The following is a 14840-nucleotide window of genomic DNA, read 5'->3' on the forward strand; positions in this document are numbered from 1 at the left end:
AGGAAGAGTTGAATTCCCTGTTGATCTCCGACAACGGAGCCTGGGCCACCAAGCGTCACACCTTCGGAGACCTCCACGCCCTCGCATACCTGGCGTGGATCTACGGCGACGCACATGCTCACCTTGCGAACGCAGAACCGCCGCTCCGCCGAGCATTCGCCGCCTTCGTAGCCTTGGCTGACCTCGAAGGGAAGCGCGGGACACGAGACATGCAGGGCCCTGGAAGGGCGCTCGAAGCCTTCTCTCTTGACGACCACTACCGCCACCTCGCGCAGGCAGCGGCTTACCGCATCGCGGCCCGCCTGATGAAGGAGCCCTCCGGGAAGTGGGACTTCGAGCCCGTCGTGACAGATGGAGGCGAGGAGTGGCCGCTCCAGCACACTCCCTACAGCCACCGGCATCTAGTCCAGGCCAGCCCGACGATCCACCCATTCCTCAGACGTCATCTGACTCCCGAGTGCTTCGAGCGTGTGACAACGTATCGAGCTGCCCACAGCCCACGGTGTTAAAGGATCAGGGCGTAGCACCAGATGGAACGCGGCCCTGCAAGGGGCGCTGGTCGTTGCCGCAGGTACCGAGCCGGGAAGCCCACTACATGGCAGTCGCCTGATGGTCCACCGGCACGTCGCGTACGCCCATGGCCTGTGGGTCGACCTGAAAGAAGGTGAGCCCGGGTGAAGTTCGCGTCGGGGCCCGAGCGGCACACCGTGCGCCTGCGGGCGGATCTGGCAGCTCTCGGGTGGGCGGTGAGCGTGGTGGAACCGGTCGCGCCGTCGACTACGGTCAGAGTCGAAGCGGTCCATCCCGGCGGGGCGGTGATTGTGCTCCTGACCCGGCCGACGATCCGCCCGCCCGCGCCGGTCCGCTGGAAGACGAAGAACGTGCGGATCTCCTGCCGGACGGCCAGGGGTGCGACCTGGTACCGGCTGCCGAACACCACGTGGACACTGCGGTTCGCGGCCGAACCGGACATGGTGCTTCCGCCGGAGTCCGGGGCGTATCCGGTCCACGGACCCACTGCGGCGACCCGCCGCGCATCGCGTCCGATCGCACCGACATGCCCATGCGACAAGGTGGCGTTCCCCAGCCAGGAACGGGCCGTGGTCGCCCTCGGAGACGTCCAGCGCAAACGGCTGGCCACGACCGGGCACATCACAGAACGGCGCGTCTACCTGTGCCCGGACGTCCCCGGGATTTGGCACATGACGTCCAAGAAGGGCGGCGGCCGGAGCCCGTAGAGACCCCTGCCGGGGGCTAGTTGTCGTCCTCGTCGATCAGGAACCCGCGCTGGGGCGAGGGGGCCGCCGCCGTGCGTACAGGGGCCAACCGTGGACCGGGGCCGGGTGCGGCCGGGGAAAGGGCACCGTGGCCCCCTGCGGGTCCTCCTGGGCGGCGGGAGACCGTGACGGCCTCGTCGAGAACGACGTCGACCTGGTAGCGGTCCTGGGCAGCCGCGAGGCTGCCGATCGTCTGGTGCATGAACCGGCGGGCGTCCCGGTGCAGCCGGGAGGCCGGACCACACGGGCGGGCCTCGTGCTGCTCGACGGCGGCGGCCTCTCGGGTCGCGACAGCCGCGAACCACTCCACGGTGGCCCGGTCGTCGCCATGGGGGGTGATCACGAAGCCGACCGCGCGGGCCCGCTCCGTGGTGTCGGCTGCGGAGAGGCCCACACCGGCCAGCAACCGGCGCAATTCCGAGGGCAGAGACTCAGGTTGGGGGTTGTGGCGGCGAAGGGTGGCGTTCATGCGGTGCGAGGCTACCGGCACGGCCGGAGCCCCGGGCCTCGGACCCGGAATGTACGGCGGCACCGTCTGCTCGCGGAGGGCGAGACAGAGCACTCGGGCCGGCGAAGGTGCTTCTCCTCACCTGCCGCGGACGGACGGTGCCATGCCCTGCTACCGGGTGGCCGGGCTCCGGTGGTCGTGAGGGCACCGCCAGCAGTCCTCCACGACCCACCCGTCAGTCTGGAATCTGATCCAGCCAGCGGCTACGAGTTCGTCCAGGAGACGCCACAGATCAGCGGTGAAAATCCGTCGGTTCGCTGCCTTGATGGCGAATTCCGTGACGGGTGAAATGTCCTGGGCGAGTGTGGCCAGCACCATGAACATGCCGCCCGCTTCCCAGCTGAGCTGCCCCTCCATCATCGCAGCGGTCAAGGCGTCGGGGATGCACGTGACCTCGTGCATCGCCGGTGGTTCCGGAGATGTCCGGCCCCGCACCACCACTGCCGTATCCAACCCGTCCACGCTGCCTCCAAGTTCCAGTCATCCCAACGTCGAATGGCCGACCGTAGGGTCTGGGAGGAACGGGCAGGCAGCGCCACCCACGACAACGCGTATCTGTCATCAGATCGGGCGTGCACCGCTGTGTGTGGCGCACGGTCGGGTCCCGACGACCGGCGTGTGCTCGATGCAGTCAGGTGGCGATCTGTGAGGCTCGCTGGCGGAGTTCTTGGGCGGCCGGGATGCCGTCGAAGCGCCGCAAACGTACGCGGAGGTCTCGCAAGGCAGCTTCGACCTTCACAGAGCGGATGCCGTCCGCGCAGTCCAGGAAGTCGCCCCAGGTGGCCATGGCTCCGTCGACGTCGCCGCGTCGCAGGCGTACGCCGCCCAGGTCGGCGAGGACGATCGCACGGGTGCGGCGGCGGTCCAGGCCGTGGATGTCCAGTGCCAGGTGAAGATGCTCTTCGGCGGCGTCCAGGTCGCCGAGTCGGGTGAGGATCATGCCGGACTCGTGGGCCCACCGGCCGGGCGAGTAGTGGGCGGCCCAGGATTCCCCGGACACGGCCGCCCCGCTCTTCCCGATCGCCGACTCCGACATGGCCAGGTGCCGGGTGGCCAGGTGCCGGTCGTCGTCCTGTGCGGCGGCGTTCGCCAAAGTGGCCTCGTAGTAGGCCACGGCGCGGGGATTCTCCAGATGGCGGCCGTACTGCACGCAAGCCTCGCCGAGCTGAACCGCTTCGGCCCGGTACCCGAGGTCGATGCTCTGTACGGCGAGGCCGCGTAACGCGGTCGCGGCCAGCTCGGGGTCGTCCGCTTCGGCGGCGAGCCGGAAGGCGTGCGCGTAGTACCCCTGGGCCAGGCCCCGCAGCCGGGGGGTGTCGCCTTCGTCCTGGGCCATCCACCCGGCGAGGTGGACCAGTTGAGAGGTCGCGGCGAACAGGTCGCGGCCGGTGGCCTCGGTGAACGAACCGTTGAGCCAGGGTGCCACGTCGTTGGCGAGGTAGCGCACGGCGAGATGGCGTGCGTGACCGCCGCCGAGCTCGGAGGCGGCGTCGCCGAGCACCTTGACCATCTGCCGCACGGCTGCGACCTCGCCGCTGCCGACACGGACGGCCCCGGCCGGGGCGGTCTTCGTGCGGCGAGTGATCGACTCGGGGTCGGGCAGCCCGAGGGCCGTGAGGGCATAGCCGCTGGACGCGGTGATGAAGTTCCTCCGGTCCACGTCCAGATCGTCCTTCCCGAGCCCGATGACTGATGCCACGGTATCGCCGCTGATCGTGGGGGGCCCGCTGGATTTGGGGAGACCTTCGGGAACCCGGTCCAGGCCAAGGACGGCCACCACGTAGGGCCGCCAGTAGGTGGGTGCCCGCCCGCCGGTCATCCACCGCCAAGCGGACTTGCGGTCGACTCGGTCGGCACGGCCGCACTCCGCCATGCCGACTGCGCGGGCGAGCTTGGCCGGGCCCCACCCACGGCGTTCGCACTCGGTGCGGATGAGCTGTGCGAAGTCGTCGTCGCTCATTCCCGCCCCTCCTCACGGCTGGCCCACGCTGGCCCACACTGGCCCACAGTCTGGCCCCTCCCCACGGTCTGTGCCCGGTCGTTGACTGAACATCACCTTCCGGACCATGGAGAGAGGCGATGACGATGCAGATCAAGACGTGCCCCCGCGAGGTGATGCAGAGCACCGAGGCCGGCGGGGTGCTGCCGGTCACCTCGGCGCCGACGGCCCCGTTCGTGAGCGAGGTCGTCCCGCAGCGGCAGGACATCGCGTACGACCACCGCACCGGTCTGGCTTCCCTGCCCGTGGACGTGTGGTTCCGGGACGGGACGACGGCGGCGGCCGTGATGTTGATGGACCCGGGGCAGCTGGAGCGGTCCTACGCCCAGATCGGTCGGGCCCTGGACGCTCGCGAGAAGGGCCAGGGGCTGACGTGAGGGTCCGGTTAGCCGACCCGGTCGGCACTGTCCTGACGTGGCTGTGGGCCGTCGGCTCGGTGACGGCCGTGGTCGGGCTCGGTGCCCTGGTCCACGACGAGCTGGCCGCCGACCGCGACGGCCTCGCCTCACCGGCGCTGACCGCACCGGACACCAGCCCGGACGACATGCAGGGGGCCGCATCATGACCGTGTCCACGATGACCACACCGGCCGGGACGCTGTTCGCTTACGCGGACGAGCTGGTGGAGAAGGCGGCGGCCTCCCAGTGGCCCGGTGCCCCGGTGACGCTCGGTGCCCATGTCCCGAGCGTCACCGGTTACGTCCGCCGCATCGAGGTGGGACGGCGGACCCTGTTCGCGAAGGTCTCGTTCCTGGGCGTCTCGCTGGTCTCCGCGCTGCGGGGCACGTGCGGGTCCTGGGAAGCCGTCCAGGCCGCACAGGCGGCATACACGGCTTCCCCCGGTGCCCTTCTGGAACGGGAGGCGGCACAGCTCGGACTCCTCACAGCGGCGGGCCTGCGGGCCGCCCACGTCGCCGCCTACCGGGGCGGGGTGCTGTTCACGGAACCGGTGGAGGGGCCCACGCTCGGGGACCTGGTGGCCGACCAGCCGCACCGCACCGCCGACCTGATGACCGCCGTCCGGCGCGAACTGGCCCTGTTGCAGCGGCCGGACATCGCGGACCGTGCCGACGCCCTGGCGATACGGGAGAGGTCGATCGACGCGACGTTCGGCCGGAAGTTCAACGGGATCAGCGGCACCACCTATCTCGCCCAGGCCGGAGAGCTGGGGCCAGTACTGACGGCCGTTGTCTCCCGGCTGCGGCGACTGCGGCTGGCCCCGGCCGGGCAGCGAGTCGTCGCGTTCGGCGACCTGAAGCCCGAGCACGCCGTGTTCCCCGACGGGGCCGGGGGGCGGCCGGTGTTCCTGGACCCCGGCCTGTCCCTCACCCACCCCTGTGCGGACGCCGCGAAGCTGATCTCCCGCATGGTCCTGGGGCTGATCGCCCGGCCGCCGCAGGCGGCCGGGGTGGCGGCCACCGTGACCGGGATCGGGACGTTCGCCGACACCGCGACGGCCGGACTCGGGCCCGAGGCACGGGCGGCCTGGCTGCGGCACCTGGTCGTCCTGTGGCTGATGGACACCACGAACATCGTCACGACCTACCTGACCGCCCCCGTCTCGCTGCCGCTGCCCGAGCGGGCGGTGGCCGTGGTCGCGAAGGCCGGACCGGTGTGCACGCTCCTGGACCGGGTGTCGGCCTGTCTGACGACGGGCACGGACCCGCGTGCGGTGTGGCGGCTGGCCCTGTCCGACGTTGTCACGGCGGCCCGGCCATGAGGGGGCAGGTGCGGTCGGTGGGGATCATCGGGGCCGGGGCCGTCGGTCACACCGTCGCCACCCTCCTGACCGCCGCCGGGTGGTTCCCGAGGCTGCGGATCGCGTCGGGGAGCGAACGGTCGGCCGCCGCGTTGCTCGCCGATCTGGAGGACATGCAGCAGGTCATGGGGTCCCCCGTCCGGGCGGAGATCTCGGACGTGTCCGCCATGGCCGACTGCGACGCCGTGGTGGTCTGCCCCCGGGCGAAGTTCACCAACACCGCCGCCCGCGACGTGCGGATGGCCGGACTCGCGGTGAACGCCCCCGTGATCGCTGCCCTGGGCCGTCAGCTGTCGGGATATACCGGGACGGTGGTCGTGGTGACCAACCCCGTGGACGTCATGACCCGCGTGTTCGCCGAAGCCAGCGGCACCGGCCGGGTGTTCGGGGTGGGCTCCAACACCGACACGGCCCGCTACCGGCTCACCCTCGCCCGCCTCCTGGCCGTCCCCGTCGAAGCGGTGCACGGGCACGTGATCGGCGAGCACGGGGACGACGCCGTGGTCTGCGCCGCCGACACCCGGGTCGGCGGGCTGCCCGTCGCGGTCCCGCTGCGGGCCGTCCACGACGAGCTGACCGAACGCCCCCGCCGCATCAACCTCGGGCTCGGGCGGGCCCGCTCCGGCCCCGCCGGGGCCGTCATGGCAGCCCTTCGGGCCGCCCTCGGACTCACCGACACCGTCGTGGAACTGTGCACCCTCCATGACGGCACCTGGGCGGGAATGCCGGTGCGGTTCACCGCCGGAATCCCCACCGTCACTCCCCCCGGCCTGGACCCGGCGGAACGGCGGCTGCTGGCCGCCGCGAGCACCAAACTGCACACCGCCTACAACACGTTGCCCCGCTTCACCGAAGGAGATCCAACACAGTGACTGCGCACGCCACCCGCATCACGACCGCCGACCACCACGTGACCGTGACCAGCCCCCGTCAGCCGGTCACGGACTGGGCTCTGCGGTATTTCGGCCCCTGGTGGAACGCCGCCGACGTCACCGACTCCGACGAGCCCGAGGCCGGGCCGGTGGTGGCCGCCGACGTGGACGACCACCAGCTGGCCGCCCTCACCGATCAGGTCAACTCCCGCCCAGCCGTGAGCGAGACCGTCTACGCGAACGCCCCGCTGCGGTACATGCGGGACGGCGACGTGGTCGTGGCCTGCCAGCCCAGCGAACCCCTGGCCTACCGGTACGAGCCCGGCCGCCTGCGGATCGTCGGCGGCGAGGACACCCCCGTCGCGCTGGCCACTGCCCGCTTCGCCCGCGAGATCCTGCGCGGCCAGCTCCTGGCCGACGGCTGGTCGATCCTCCACGCCTCCGCCGTCACCAACGAGGCCGGGGACACCGTCCTGACCCTGGGTGGCAAGGGCGCGGGGAAGACCACCACCGCGTTGTTGCTGGCCCGCTCGGGGTGGGGGCTCCTCGCCAACGACCGCGTCTTCGTCCGCCCCGACAACAACGGCGGGGTACGGGTACTGCCGTGGCCCTCCGCAGCCGCCGTCGGCCTTGGCTTCCTGGACGCGGCCGGGCTCTACGACGGCGTACGCGAACGCGTCCTGGCCGGGGAACAGCTCCACCCCACCCAGCACCAGCGGGTCACCGACGCCCTCCACCACGGCCGCCGAGCGGCCCTTCGTAACGACGCGGGCAAGGAGCTGAAACCGCAGTTCTTCCCCGACCAGCTCGCCTCATGGCTCGGGCTGACCCTGGCCACCGAAGGCCGGGCCGCGCGGGTGCTGTTCCCCACCGTCAACAAGGCCGCCAACCCGGCCGTGGTGGACGACACCCGCGCGCTTGGCGACGCGGACCTGTTCACCGCGTCCACGGAGGACCGCTACCCGGACGTCTTCGGCCTCGCCCCCGCCCCCGGCAAGGCGGCTTCCGCCGCGTCCTCCACGCTCGCCCTCCTGGCCGAACTGCCCCACCAGTCCATCACCCTCGGGCACGACGTGAAGACGAACGCCGAATTCCTCGCCCTGATCACCACGCAGTGAACCCGCGGCAGGTGACCCGAAGCACCTTCGCCGGCCCGCGTGCTTCGGGTCACCTGCCGCCCCACAACTTCGGCGAACCCTCGCCGAGAACCGACGAACAGAAAGGGCTCCTCCCATGGACGACCTCCTGCCGCCTGCGAAGCGCACCACCACCCGCGCAGAGCGACTGTTCACAACGAAGGCCAACCGGCGGGTGCAGAACCCCGGCGAATGCCACGAGTACAAGAAGACGTCCGGGTCCTCCGACGGCGCGAAGACGTACGACACCACCGCCACCTGATCCGCCCCGTCCGCCGGGGGATGCGCCTGCGGCGCATCCCCCGGCCCCTTTCGGAAGGCTGACATGATCAAGCTGCGTCTGACCCCGTACGCGAACACCGCCTGGACCTGGGACAACTCCACCGGCACCTACCGGACCGAAGACCGCCGGAGCGAGATCACTCCGCTGTCCCACCCGATGCTCGAACACCTCGCGCTCACCAACGGCACCCGCCACCTGGTCGTCGTCCGGGAACGCACGGCAGACAGGGCCGCCGCCCGGCCCGAACCCCGCACGCTCACCGGTGCCGACTTCGACGCTGCCCGCACCGCCGCCGAGACGTGGCCGCTGGACTACGTCCTCGTCGAGACCGCCCCCGGTGTGCCGGTGCGGGTCACCGCCGGGCCGTGCGGCATCGCACCGCTGTACGTCGCGCACGACACGACGACCCTGTTCGGGTCGTGGGACATGGCTGACCTCGCCCAGCACGCACAGGCGTTGAGCCCGCGCGAGGTCGCCCGCCTGCTGATCTACCGGCCCCGCTACAGCAGTGAGACCGTCTTCCAGGGCATCCGCCGGGTCACCGAACGCGCCACCGCACACTTCGGAGGACACCTGCACGTGCAGTACCCCGAACCCGCCCTGCACAGCGGCCCCCGTGAACTGGACGACGACGCCGACGTCCTGGGCGCGTTCGTGGCCGTCATGGACGACGCGCTGGACGCCCGCCCGCTGGACCCGGGCACCACGGTCTTCCACCTCACCGGCGGCTTCGACTCCGGCACCGTCGCCACCCGGGCCGCCGAACGCCGCCCCGGCCAGTACGCAACGTCCACCCTCCTCATCGCCGGGCCCGGACGTAGCTCCCAGATCCGCCGCCGGGGACAGATACGCGACGCCGTGTCCTTCGCCGACACCGATCTCGTCGTGGACGCCGCCGAGAACGGCGTCCTGGCCCCGGGCTGTGCCCGCAGGTGCGGCGCACGGATCAGCCCGTACGAGGAGCCCCTGCACCACCCCTTCACCCTCATGACCGACCGCATCGCCCAGCACGGGGCCCGCACGGTCGTGACCGGGCTGGGCGGGGACGAGATGGTGGCCCTGTCCCAGCAGGAGTACCCGCACAAGCCGATGGGCGAGATCAGCGACGCCCTGCCCTGGATCAGTGCACGGGCCCGTGCCGCCCTGGAGTTCGCCGACGACGCCATCGCCCCGCCCGCCCGCGTGAACTCCATGACCCTGCTGTCCCTGGAGACGACCGCCCCGGTTCTCCTGCGGGCCGGGATCTGGCCCGTCCACCCGTTCACCGACCCCGACATGATCCAGCTCGGCGAGTGGCTGCCCTACGACTGGCGCGAGTTGAAGCAGCTCCAGCGCCGCCGTCTCGCCGCCCTTGGGCTCGGACCGGACGTCACCCAGTCCCGCACCCGCGAGTCCTTCGCCGAAGTCGTCCAACACGCTCTGACCACTGAAGCCCGTCCCATGTTCGACCTGATGCTGACGGACGGTTCGCCCCTCTTCGAAGAGGGTCTGGTCGACCCGGATGGCCTCCGCAAGGGGTTGCAGCAGCTCGACGCGGGCCCCTACCGGGAGGACGGCGACGCCCAACTCCTGGAAGTCGTTGACCTCCACCTCGCCGCCACGGCGTTCCTGTAGACCTGCCCCCCACCCGCCCCGGAGGAAACCGATGTACCTGATGCGCCCGGCCACACCCGCCGACCAACCCGCCGTCCGCACCCTCATCCTGGCCCGCTCCGCCTGGCTTGAGGAACGGCAGATGCCCTCGTGGCGGGCCAGCGCGGGCGACGTCGCCGGGCAGACCGAGAACACCGACGGCTCCATGTGGCTCCTCACCGACCAGGCAACGGGCCGGATCATCGGGTGCACCACCGTCCAGCAGGAAACCCCGCAGTGGGGCTGGACCGAGCAGGAACTCGCCGAACCCGCCGACTACCTATACACAACGGTGACCGACCCCGCCGACCGCGCACACCGGCCCGGAACACTCATCGCCCAGTGGGCGGTGGACAGGGCAGCACGCACCGGCAAGGCGTGGGTACGCCGGGGGTGCATGTTCACCGGCCTGGTCGCCTACTACGAGACCCAGGGCTTCGCCCTGATCCACGAGGTCCAGCGCACGACCAACCGCGTCTACCTCATGGCCCGCAAGGCCGAAGAACTGCCTGCCATCGGGATGCGTGTCCGCACGCAGGAACCGACCTGACAGAACGCAGCGTGTCCGCCCGCTCTTCGAGCGGGCGGACACGTGGTGCAAAGCACCTTCGCCGGCCGCGGTGCTCTGCGTCACCTTCGGCCGACCTGAGTTACTTCGTGAAGGCGATGATCAACCCTTCCAGCCCCATCAGCATCGTGACCAGGTAGGGGTGGGCACTGAGCCAACGCTCACAGCGGCGCGCCCAGTTATCGTGCTCGTCCGACATCGCGGTACCTTCCGCCGTAGCACAGCCCACGAGCCAGGCCCGGGACTGGACCCCCCTCTACGGGGGTGCAGCGTATGGAGTTGGGACGTGGGCTAGTCGGTCGTCTCTCTGGTCCTGCGTCATCGGGTCCTCCGAAGTGCGCGGTAGATCGGCCTACATGCCTCTGCCTCGGTTGTACTGGCCTGGACGAGTGCACACATCGAATTGGATGAATGTGCTGACTGGGCCTGCCGGATGAGGTACTGATGCCTTCGGGGTCACCCAATCGGCCGCTGCTCCGGCCCGCGCCGTCTGAGATGGGGCGGCGACACAAGCGAAGCAGAGTCCGTCTCTGTTACTCAGAGCGCCACCATGTGCCTGTGATCCTTGAAACTGCCCATGACGATCGCCTCTCCGACGAGTTGGCCACGATCGCCACTGTCATCCATTCCCTTCGCGATGCTCACGCGGCATCGGAGCCGGAGCAGGAGCGCGCCGAGACATGGGCCCTCCGGTACCGGGAGACCAATGAGAAGGCGGGACCTCTGAGCGCTCAGCGGGTGGCCGAGGGGGCTGCCCAGACAGTCACTTACCTCCGGTGGACCCTGTTGTCGCTGGCCGACGTCCTGTCCACGACCTACGGGGCGTTGGCGACCAGCCACGTGACTCGGGTGAACACCAGCGTCGTCTGGCGTCATGTTGGCCTGCATTACCGGCTGTTCGCACAGGCGGCGATGCACCTGTGCGTGGCATACCGGCCACGTGAGCATCGTCCTTCGATGGTGATGCCGTTGCCAGTTCTTCGGCATCACATCGACGTGATCCGTCCGACGCTCGAAGCGCTTTCCCCCCTCATTCGGCAGCTCGACGGGGAAGACGAGCTGCCTGTCGTGGGACAGAGGTATGCCGACCTGCTTGCCTTCGTCACGGAACTCGAAGTGGCCACCGCCCAGCCGGTCGTGCCCGAGAAGCAGGGGATTGGGCTCCAGCCGACTCCGGCGCAGGTCGGCTATCTGGACGCGATCAACAGCGCACTCCGTGGTGCAGGAATCGACGGGCTGAGCGTCGGGGACGTGCAGACGCGTACGGGGCTGGGGCGCAACACGGTCTACGACATGCTCGGCGTCTTGCTCGGTGAGGGCCTGGTGACGAGGTCCTGCGGCAGGTACTCGGCCATCCCCGCGCGTCCGACTGACAAGGAGACGTGGTGCAAAGCACTTTCGCCGGCCAGAGTGCTTCCCGTCACCTTCGGCCAACTGGCGACCGGTTGACCAGCGTCGGGTCACCCGATCGGCCGCCAGCCGCACGGTCTCTACCGAGCGTCGAGGCTAGGGTCCGGTGCGATGGAGACCATGACGTGCGAGTACCACCAGACCACCGACATCTGCCACTTGATCGTTGAGCTGCACCAGGCCGTCTCCGTACCGGCGCAGGCCCGACCGGACAAGGTCGTGGAGCCGACGGCCGAGCTCCCCCCGGTCCCGACGACGGAGGAGTCGCTGTGGGTGGTGGTCAACCGCATCGAGACGTGGGGCCACGACATGATCGACCCCGACGTCCCCATCCCTGACGGCACGGATCTGTACTTCCTGGTCCTGGCCCTTCAGACCCTGGCCGGTGCCGTGCGCGAGCCGTCCCCCGCCTGGGGGCAGGTCGCGTCGCTGCTGCGTCATGCGGCCTCCCTGGCGTCAGCGGCCCACCACAACGACTCTGGCAGCGACGCCGACTTCAGCTGGTTCATCGTCGCGCTGTACGTCGATCGGGCCCGGGCTGTGTGGCGGCAGAAGATCGGGAACCCGCTTCCGCGTCGCTGACGCAGACGGTGCGATCTGGGACACTTCCCCTCGAAGACGCCCCGCCCCGGAAGCGGTCGGGCCCGCCGACCGCCTCCCGGGAGGCCCCCCTTGGCCATCGCCCCGCCCTCGCGTTCCACCGCGTCAGCACCTTGGATGAACCGGCCCGCAAGGCGATCCACACCGTCCACGCCGCCGCCCGACCGCACCTGAAAGACCCGTACTACGAGGCCGATGTGCACGCCGCCCGCCTCGCGGACACCGCCGAGAGAGCTGGGGGCAGTTGGCGGGCCGTGATTGCGTTCGCCGGACAGGCCCCCATCGGCTTTGCCCACGGCTGCCTCCTCCACCAGGCCGACCCGTACACCGTGCCTGGCGGCACGTTCCGGATCTTCGACCTCGCGGCCGTCCCCGACTGGGAGGACGGTCAACGGCACATCCACGATGCTCTCTTCAATCACCAGCGGGCGGCTCGCGCCGTTCTCCACGTTGATCACGCCGACCACGACTTTCGCGAGCTGGCTGAAGCCTGGGGATACGAGAAGAAGAACCGCTCTCAGCCGTACGGAGGAGCGCCGGTCTTCACGGTCATGACGAGGGAGAAGGGCTGATCGGAACACTTCCGTGTTCTCCGACCGCAGAGACTCTATGCTGAGGGCGGCCCGCAAACAGGCGGGTCGTCCCGCATGGGCATACGGGACGACCAACCCGTCAGGGCTTCCGGGCCTCAGAAGGGCCGCGTCTCCGTTCCCGCTTCATCCGGGAGCGGCGGCGTCACTTCGTGATCAGCCCGAGGACCACTGGGGTGATCACCCCCAACAGCCCCAACACCACCTTGACGGTGGTCTCGTGTGCCTTCAGCCAGCGCTCAACCGGGACCAGACGGCCCGGTACCTGCGGTTCTTCCACGTGAGTGTCCTCGATGCTCGTTGAACGGGCGCGCTGTTCTCGGCGGCTGCCCGATGGCCCGATGGGGCGACAACGGCGAGGGCCGTCCAGCCCCGGGTGGGAGGGGGCGGAGCGGCTGTGAGGACGACTCGGACGAGGTTGATGAGCTGCGGCGTCTTCGGTTCGGGGGGAGGGCGCGCGGTGTGCGGCGGCAGGCTCGGGGGGAGCACCCTGAGCCAGTGCCACAGCTGGGGGAACAGTTCCGCGATGTAGGCCGCGAGTTCAGCGAGTCCAGTCAGCTCGGCAGCCCGTCTCCTGCCCGTACAGCGGGCAGTGTCGAACAGCGCCTGGGCACCTACGAGGACCCAGGTCTCGGTGGCCAGCTGCACGATGACGTCCGTCACACGCACGTGTTCTCGCAGGAGAAAGGCCATGTGACGGGTGCTTGGTGCGTCCAGCAGCCGCTGTGCGTAGTCCCGTTCGTCGTCCAGCAGCGCGGCTTCGAAGCGCGAGAACCCGAGCCGCAGGGCCCCTGTGAGAAATGAGGTTCGCTGGTTGATGCGTGACTCAGGGGCCAAGGCGTAGCCGACGGCTAGTGCGTCGTTGATCAGCTTGGCGAAGCGGGGGAACTCCGTGCCGGTGCGGTTGTTCTGGACGCGGTCGGTCAGCAGGATGCCGGTACGCGTGTCGCTGCCGAGAATCGCGCGCAACTCGTCCCAGCACTCGTCCGGGGGAACAGCCTCTGGGGGGTTTGGGTGAGTGCCGTTGAGCAGCTTGTGACCAGCTGCGGCGAGAGACGCCGCCTCAGCGGCGTAAATGGCATCCGTCTTGGCCTGCTTCGCGCTGGTCTCTGGAAGGGCGCGGAGCGCGTAGCTGAGCAGTCGGCCGCTGTGAATGGCGTCCAACAGTCGTTCACACGCGCTGGAGTCGGGGTCGACTGAAGCGCTGGCATCCCAAGGTGCCAACAAGCACGTAACCTCGTGTTCGCAGTTAGTTGAGACGCCGTCGACCGGTCCAATGGAGGCGGCGTCTCGCATTGCCAGCACCAGTTGTACCACTGCGCAGTGTGATCGGTTGAGCCCTTTGGGTTACCGGGAGCGGATCGCTGCGGCCCGGAGCCTAGTCGTCCGTGAAGAGCTGGTGGACTTCAATGCCGAGGGTTTCGGCGAGTCTGGGCAGCCGGTCCACAGCGATGCTGTGACGTCCCGCTTCGACTCCTGCGTAGAACGAGCGGTTGAGTCCGGAGCTGGCGGCGGTGGCGGTCTGCGTGAGTCCGGCGCGCTCGCGAAGAGTCCGCAGTCGTCGCGCAAATGCCGCACGACCGGCCGGGCCGTCGGATGCGTCTTCCGGAGTCTCCACGGGGAGAAGTTAGCGGTGCCCTGCGCTCTGTATGATATTTCATACAACGAGGGGGAGGGGTACTGCTGTGGAGGCGCTAGAGCAACTGGACGTCCACGCCGTCTCGTTGCCCCGCCCCAGCCTGCGACCCGTACCTCGTTCTTCGCGCCTGCCGTTCGTCCCGCTGCCCGCCGAAGGCGAGGCGTTCGCTTCATGGGTCGACCGCACGGCTACCGCGCTGGACATCGCGCCGGGGGAGGCCGCCCGCGCGCTCGGACTGGAGTGCCGACCCGGTGCGTCCGCCACACGCCCGAGGTTCTACGGCGTCACCCTCACCCCCGCCACCGTGGACGGGCTTCGAGAGACCACCGGACTCCCCGTTGAAACGCTCAAGAGGATGCAGCTAGCGCGGTACGACGGCACGGTGCTGGACCTGTCCGGGCTGGAGATGGGACGGGAGGCATCCCTGACACCCGTTGCAGTCCACGAATGGATGTTGCCGACGTCTAGCCGGGCCTGCCCCTATTGCCTTGCGGAAAGCCTCGTGTGGCCCTTGTGGTGGCGTTTGGGTATCGCGGCGGCCTGTCCCGTCCACCGGTGCCTGTTGATC

At 69.7% G+C, this 14840-nt stretch carries 18 protein-coding genes and 1 pseudogene; 14 read left to right on the forward strand and 5 right to left on the reverse strand.

Going from position 1 to position 14840, the window contains the following annotated elements:
• Positions 1-20 precede the first annotated feature (20 nt).
• Positions 21-509 carry a hypothetical protein gene (locus ACIA73_RS12755; protein WP_399438603.1) on the forward strand — a complete coding sequence of 163 codons (489 nt, stop codon included), beginning with the start codon at positions 21-23 and terminating at the stop codon, positions 507-509.
• Positions 510-674: 165 nt separating this feature from the next.
• Complete coding sequence (locus ACIA73_RS12760; RefSeq protein ID WP_399438439.1) at positions 675-1238, forward strand: hypothetical protein; 564 nt, start codon at positions 675-677, stop codon at positions 1236-1238.
• A gap of 16 nt (positions 1239-1254) precedes the next feature.
• Here ACIA73_RS12760 and ACIA73_RS12765 read toward each other — a convergent pair whose 3' ends face one another.
• The 3 genes from ACIA73_RS12765 to ACIA73_RS12775 all read right to left on the reverse strand — a co-directional run bounded on the left by ACIA73_RS12765 (position 1255) and on the right by ACIA73_RS12775 (position 3745).
• Complete coding sequence (locus ACIA73_RS12765) at positions 1255-1746, reverse strand: hypothetical protein (protein ID WP_399438440.1); 492 nt, start codon at positions 1744-1746, stop codon at positions 1255-1257.
• Positions 1747-1896: 150 nt separating this feature from the next.
• Entirely contained in the window at positions 1897-2187 is a 291-nt protein-coding gene (locus ACIA73_RS12770; RefSeq protein ID WP_399438441.1) for a hypothetical protein, read from the reverse strand.
• Between the two features lie 229 nt (positions 2188-2416).
• Positions 2417-3745, reverse strand: coding sequence for a tetratricopeptide repeat protein (locus tag ACIA73_RS12775; protein WP_399438442.1), 1329 nt, complete (start codon positions 3743-3745; stop codon positions 2417-2419).
• Positions 3746-3864: 119 nt separating this feature from the next.
• Between ACIA73_RS12775 and ACIA73_RS12780 the strand changes: the two genes are divergently transcribed.
• From ACIA73_RS12780 to ACIA73_RS12830, 11 genes are all read left to right on the forward strand, one after another.
• Positions 3865-4161: a hypothetical protein gene (locus tag ACIA73_RS12780; RefSeq protein ID WP_399438443.1), complete on the forward strand. Its 297-nt coding sequence runs from the start codon at positions 3865-3867 to the stop codon at positions 4159-4161.
• A complete protein-coding gene (locus tag ACIA73_RS12785) occupies positions 4158-4349 on the forward strand; it encodes a hypothetical protein (protein WP_399438444.1) in 192 nt (63 codons plus the stop codon). Before ACIA73_RS12780 ends, ACIA73_RS12785 begins: the two co-directional genes overlap by 4 nt.
• Positions 4346-5503 carry a hypothetical protein gene (locus ACIA73_RS12790; RefSeq protein ID WP_399438445.1) on the forward strand — a complete coding sequence of 386 codons (1158 nt, stop codon included), beginning with the start codon at positions 4346-4348 and terminating at the stop codon, positions 5501-5503. The genes ACIA73_RS12785 and ACIA73_RS12790 overlap by 4 nt, the downstream gene beginning before the upstream one ends.
• A 17-nt stretch (positions 5504-5520) precedes the next feature.
• Positions 5521-6414 (forward strand): NAD(P)-binding domain-containing protein, encoded by an 894-nt coding sequence (locus ACIA73_RS12795; RefSeq protein WP_399438446.1) that lies wholly within the window; start codon positions 5521-5523, stop codon positions 6412-6414.
• Entirely contained in the window at positions 6411-7532 is a 1122-nt protein-coding gene (locus ACIA73_RS12800; RefSeq protein WP_399438447.1) for a hypothetical protein, read from the forward strand. Before ACIA73_RS12795 ends, ACIA73_RS12800 begins: the two co-directional genes overlap by 4 nt.
• A 115-nt stretch (positions 7533-7647) precedes the next feature.
• Positions 7648-7812 carry a hypothetical protein gene (locus tag ACIA73_RS12805; protein WP_399438448.1) on the forward strand — a complete coding sequence of 55 codons (165 nt, stop codon included), beginning with the start codon at positions 7648-7650 and terminating at the stop codon, positions 7810-7812.
• A 63-nt stretch (positions 7813-7875) separates the two neighbouring features.
• A complete protein-coding gene (locus ACIA73_RS12810; RefSeq protein ID WP_399438449.1) occupies positions 7876-9447 on the forward strand; it encodes an asparagine synthase-related protein in 1572 nt (523 codons plus the stop codon).
• A 31-nt stretch (positions 9448-9478) separates the two neighbouring features.
• Positions 9479-10015: a GNAT family N-acetyltransferase gene (locus ACIA73_RS12815; RefSeq protein WP_399438450.1), complete on the forward strand. Its 537-nt coding sequence runs from the start codon at positions 9479-9481 to the stop codon at positions 10013-10015.
• Positions 10016-10591: 576 nt separating this feature from the next.
• A complete protein-coding gene (locus ACIA73_RS12820) occupies positions 10592-11482 on the forward strand; it encodes a hypothetical protein (RefSeq protein WP_399438452.1) in 891 nt (296 codons plus the stop codon).
• 72 nt (positions 11483-11554) lie between these two features.
• Complete coding sequence (locus tag ACIA73_RS12825) at positions 11555-12025, forward strand: hypothetical protein (protein ID WP_399438453.1); 471 nt, start codon at positions 11555-11557, stop codon at positions 12023-12025.
• Between the two features lie 131 nt (positions 12026-12156).
• Positions 12157-12615, forward strand: a complete 459-nt coding sequence (locus ACIA73_RS12830; protein WP_399438454.1) for a hypothetical protein — start codon at positions 12157-12159, stop codon at positions 12613-12615.
• 246 nt (positions 12616-12861) lie between these two features.
• Here the strand turns inward: ACIA73_RS12830 and ACIA73_RS12835 are convergent, their stop codons facing one another.
• Together ACIA73_RS12835 and ACIA73_RS12840 are read right to left on the reverse strand one after the other, a co-directional pair.
• On the reverse strand, positions 12862-13929 hold the full coding sequence (locus ACIA73_RS12835) for a hypothetical protein (protein ID WP_399438455.1): 1068 nt from the start codon (positions 13927-13929) through the stop codon (positions 12862-12864).
• An 82-nt stretch (positions 13930-14011) separates the two neighbouring features.
• Entirely contained in the window at positions 14012-14251 is a 240-nt protein-coding gene (locus ACIA73_RS12840) for a helix-turn-helix domain-containing protein (protein ID WP_399438456.1), read from the reverse strand.
• A 31-nt stretch (positions 14252-14282) separates the two neighbouring features.
• Here ACIA73_RS12840 and ACIA73_RS12845 point away from each other — a divergent pair.
• Positions 14283-14825 (forward strand): annotated as a pseudogene (locus ACIA73_RS12845) (TniQ family protein); the annotation flags it as partial.
• Between the last annotated feature and the right edge of the window lie 15 nt (positions 14826-14840).

The organism is Streptomyces sp. NPDC051561 (assembly GCF_044454195.1).
Taxonomy (GTDB): Bacteria; Actinomycetota; Actinomycetes; order Streptomycetales; family Streptomycetaceae; genus Streptomyces.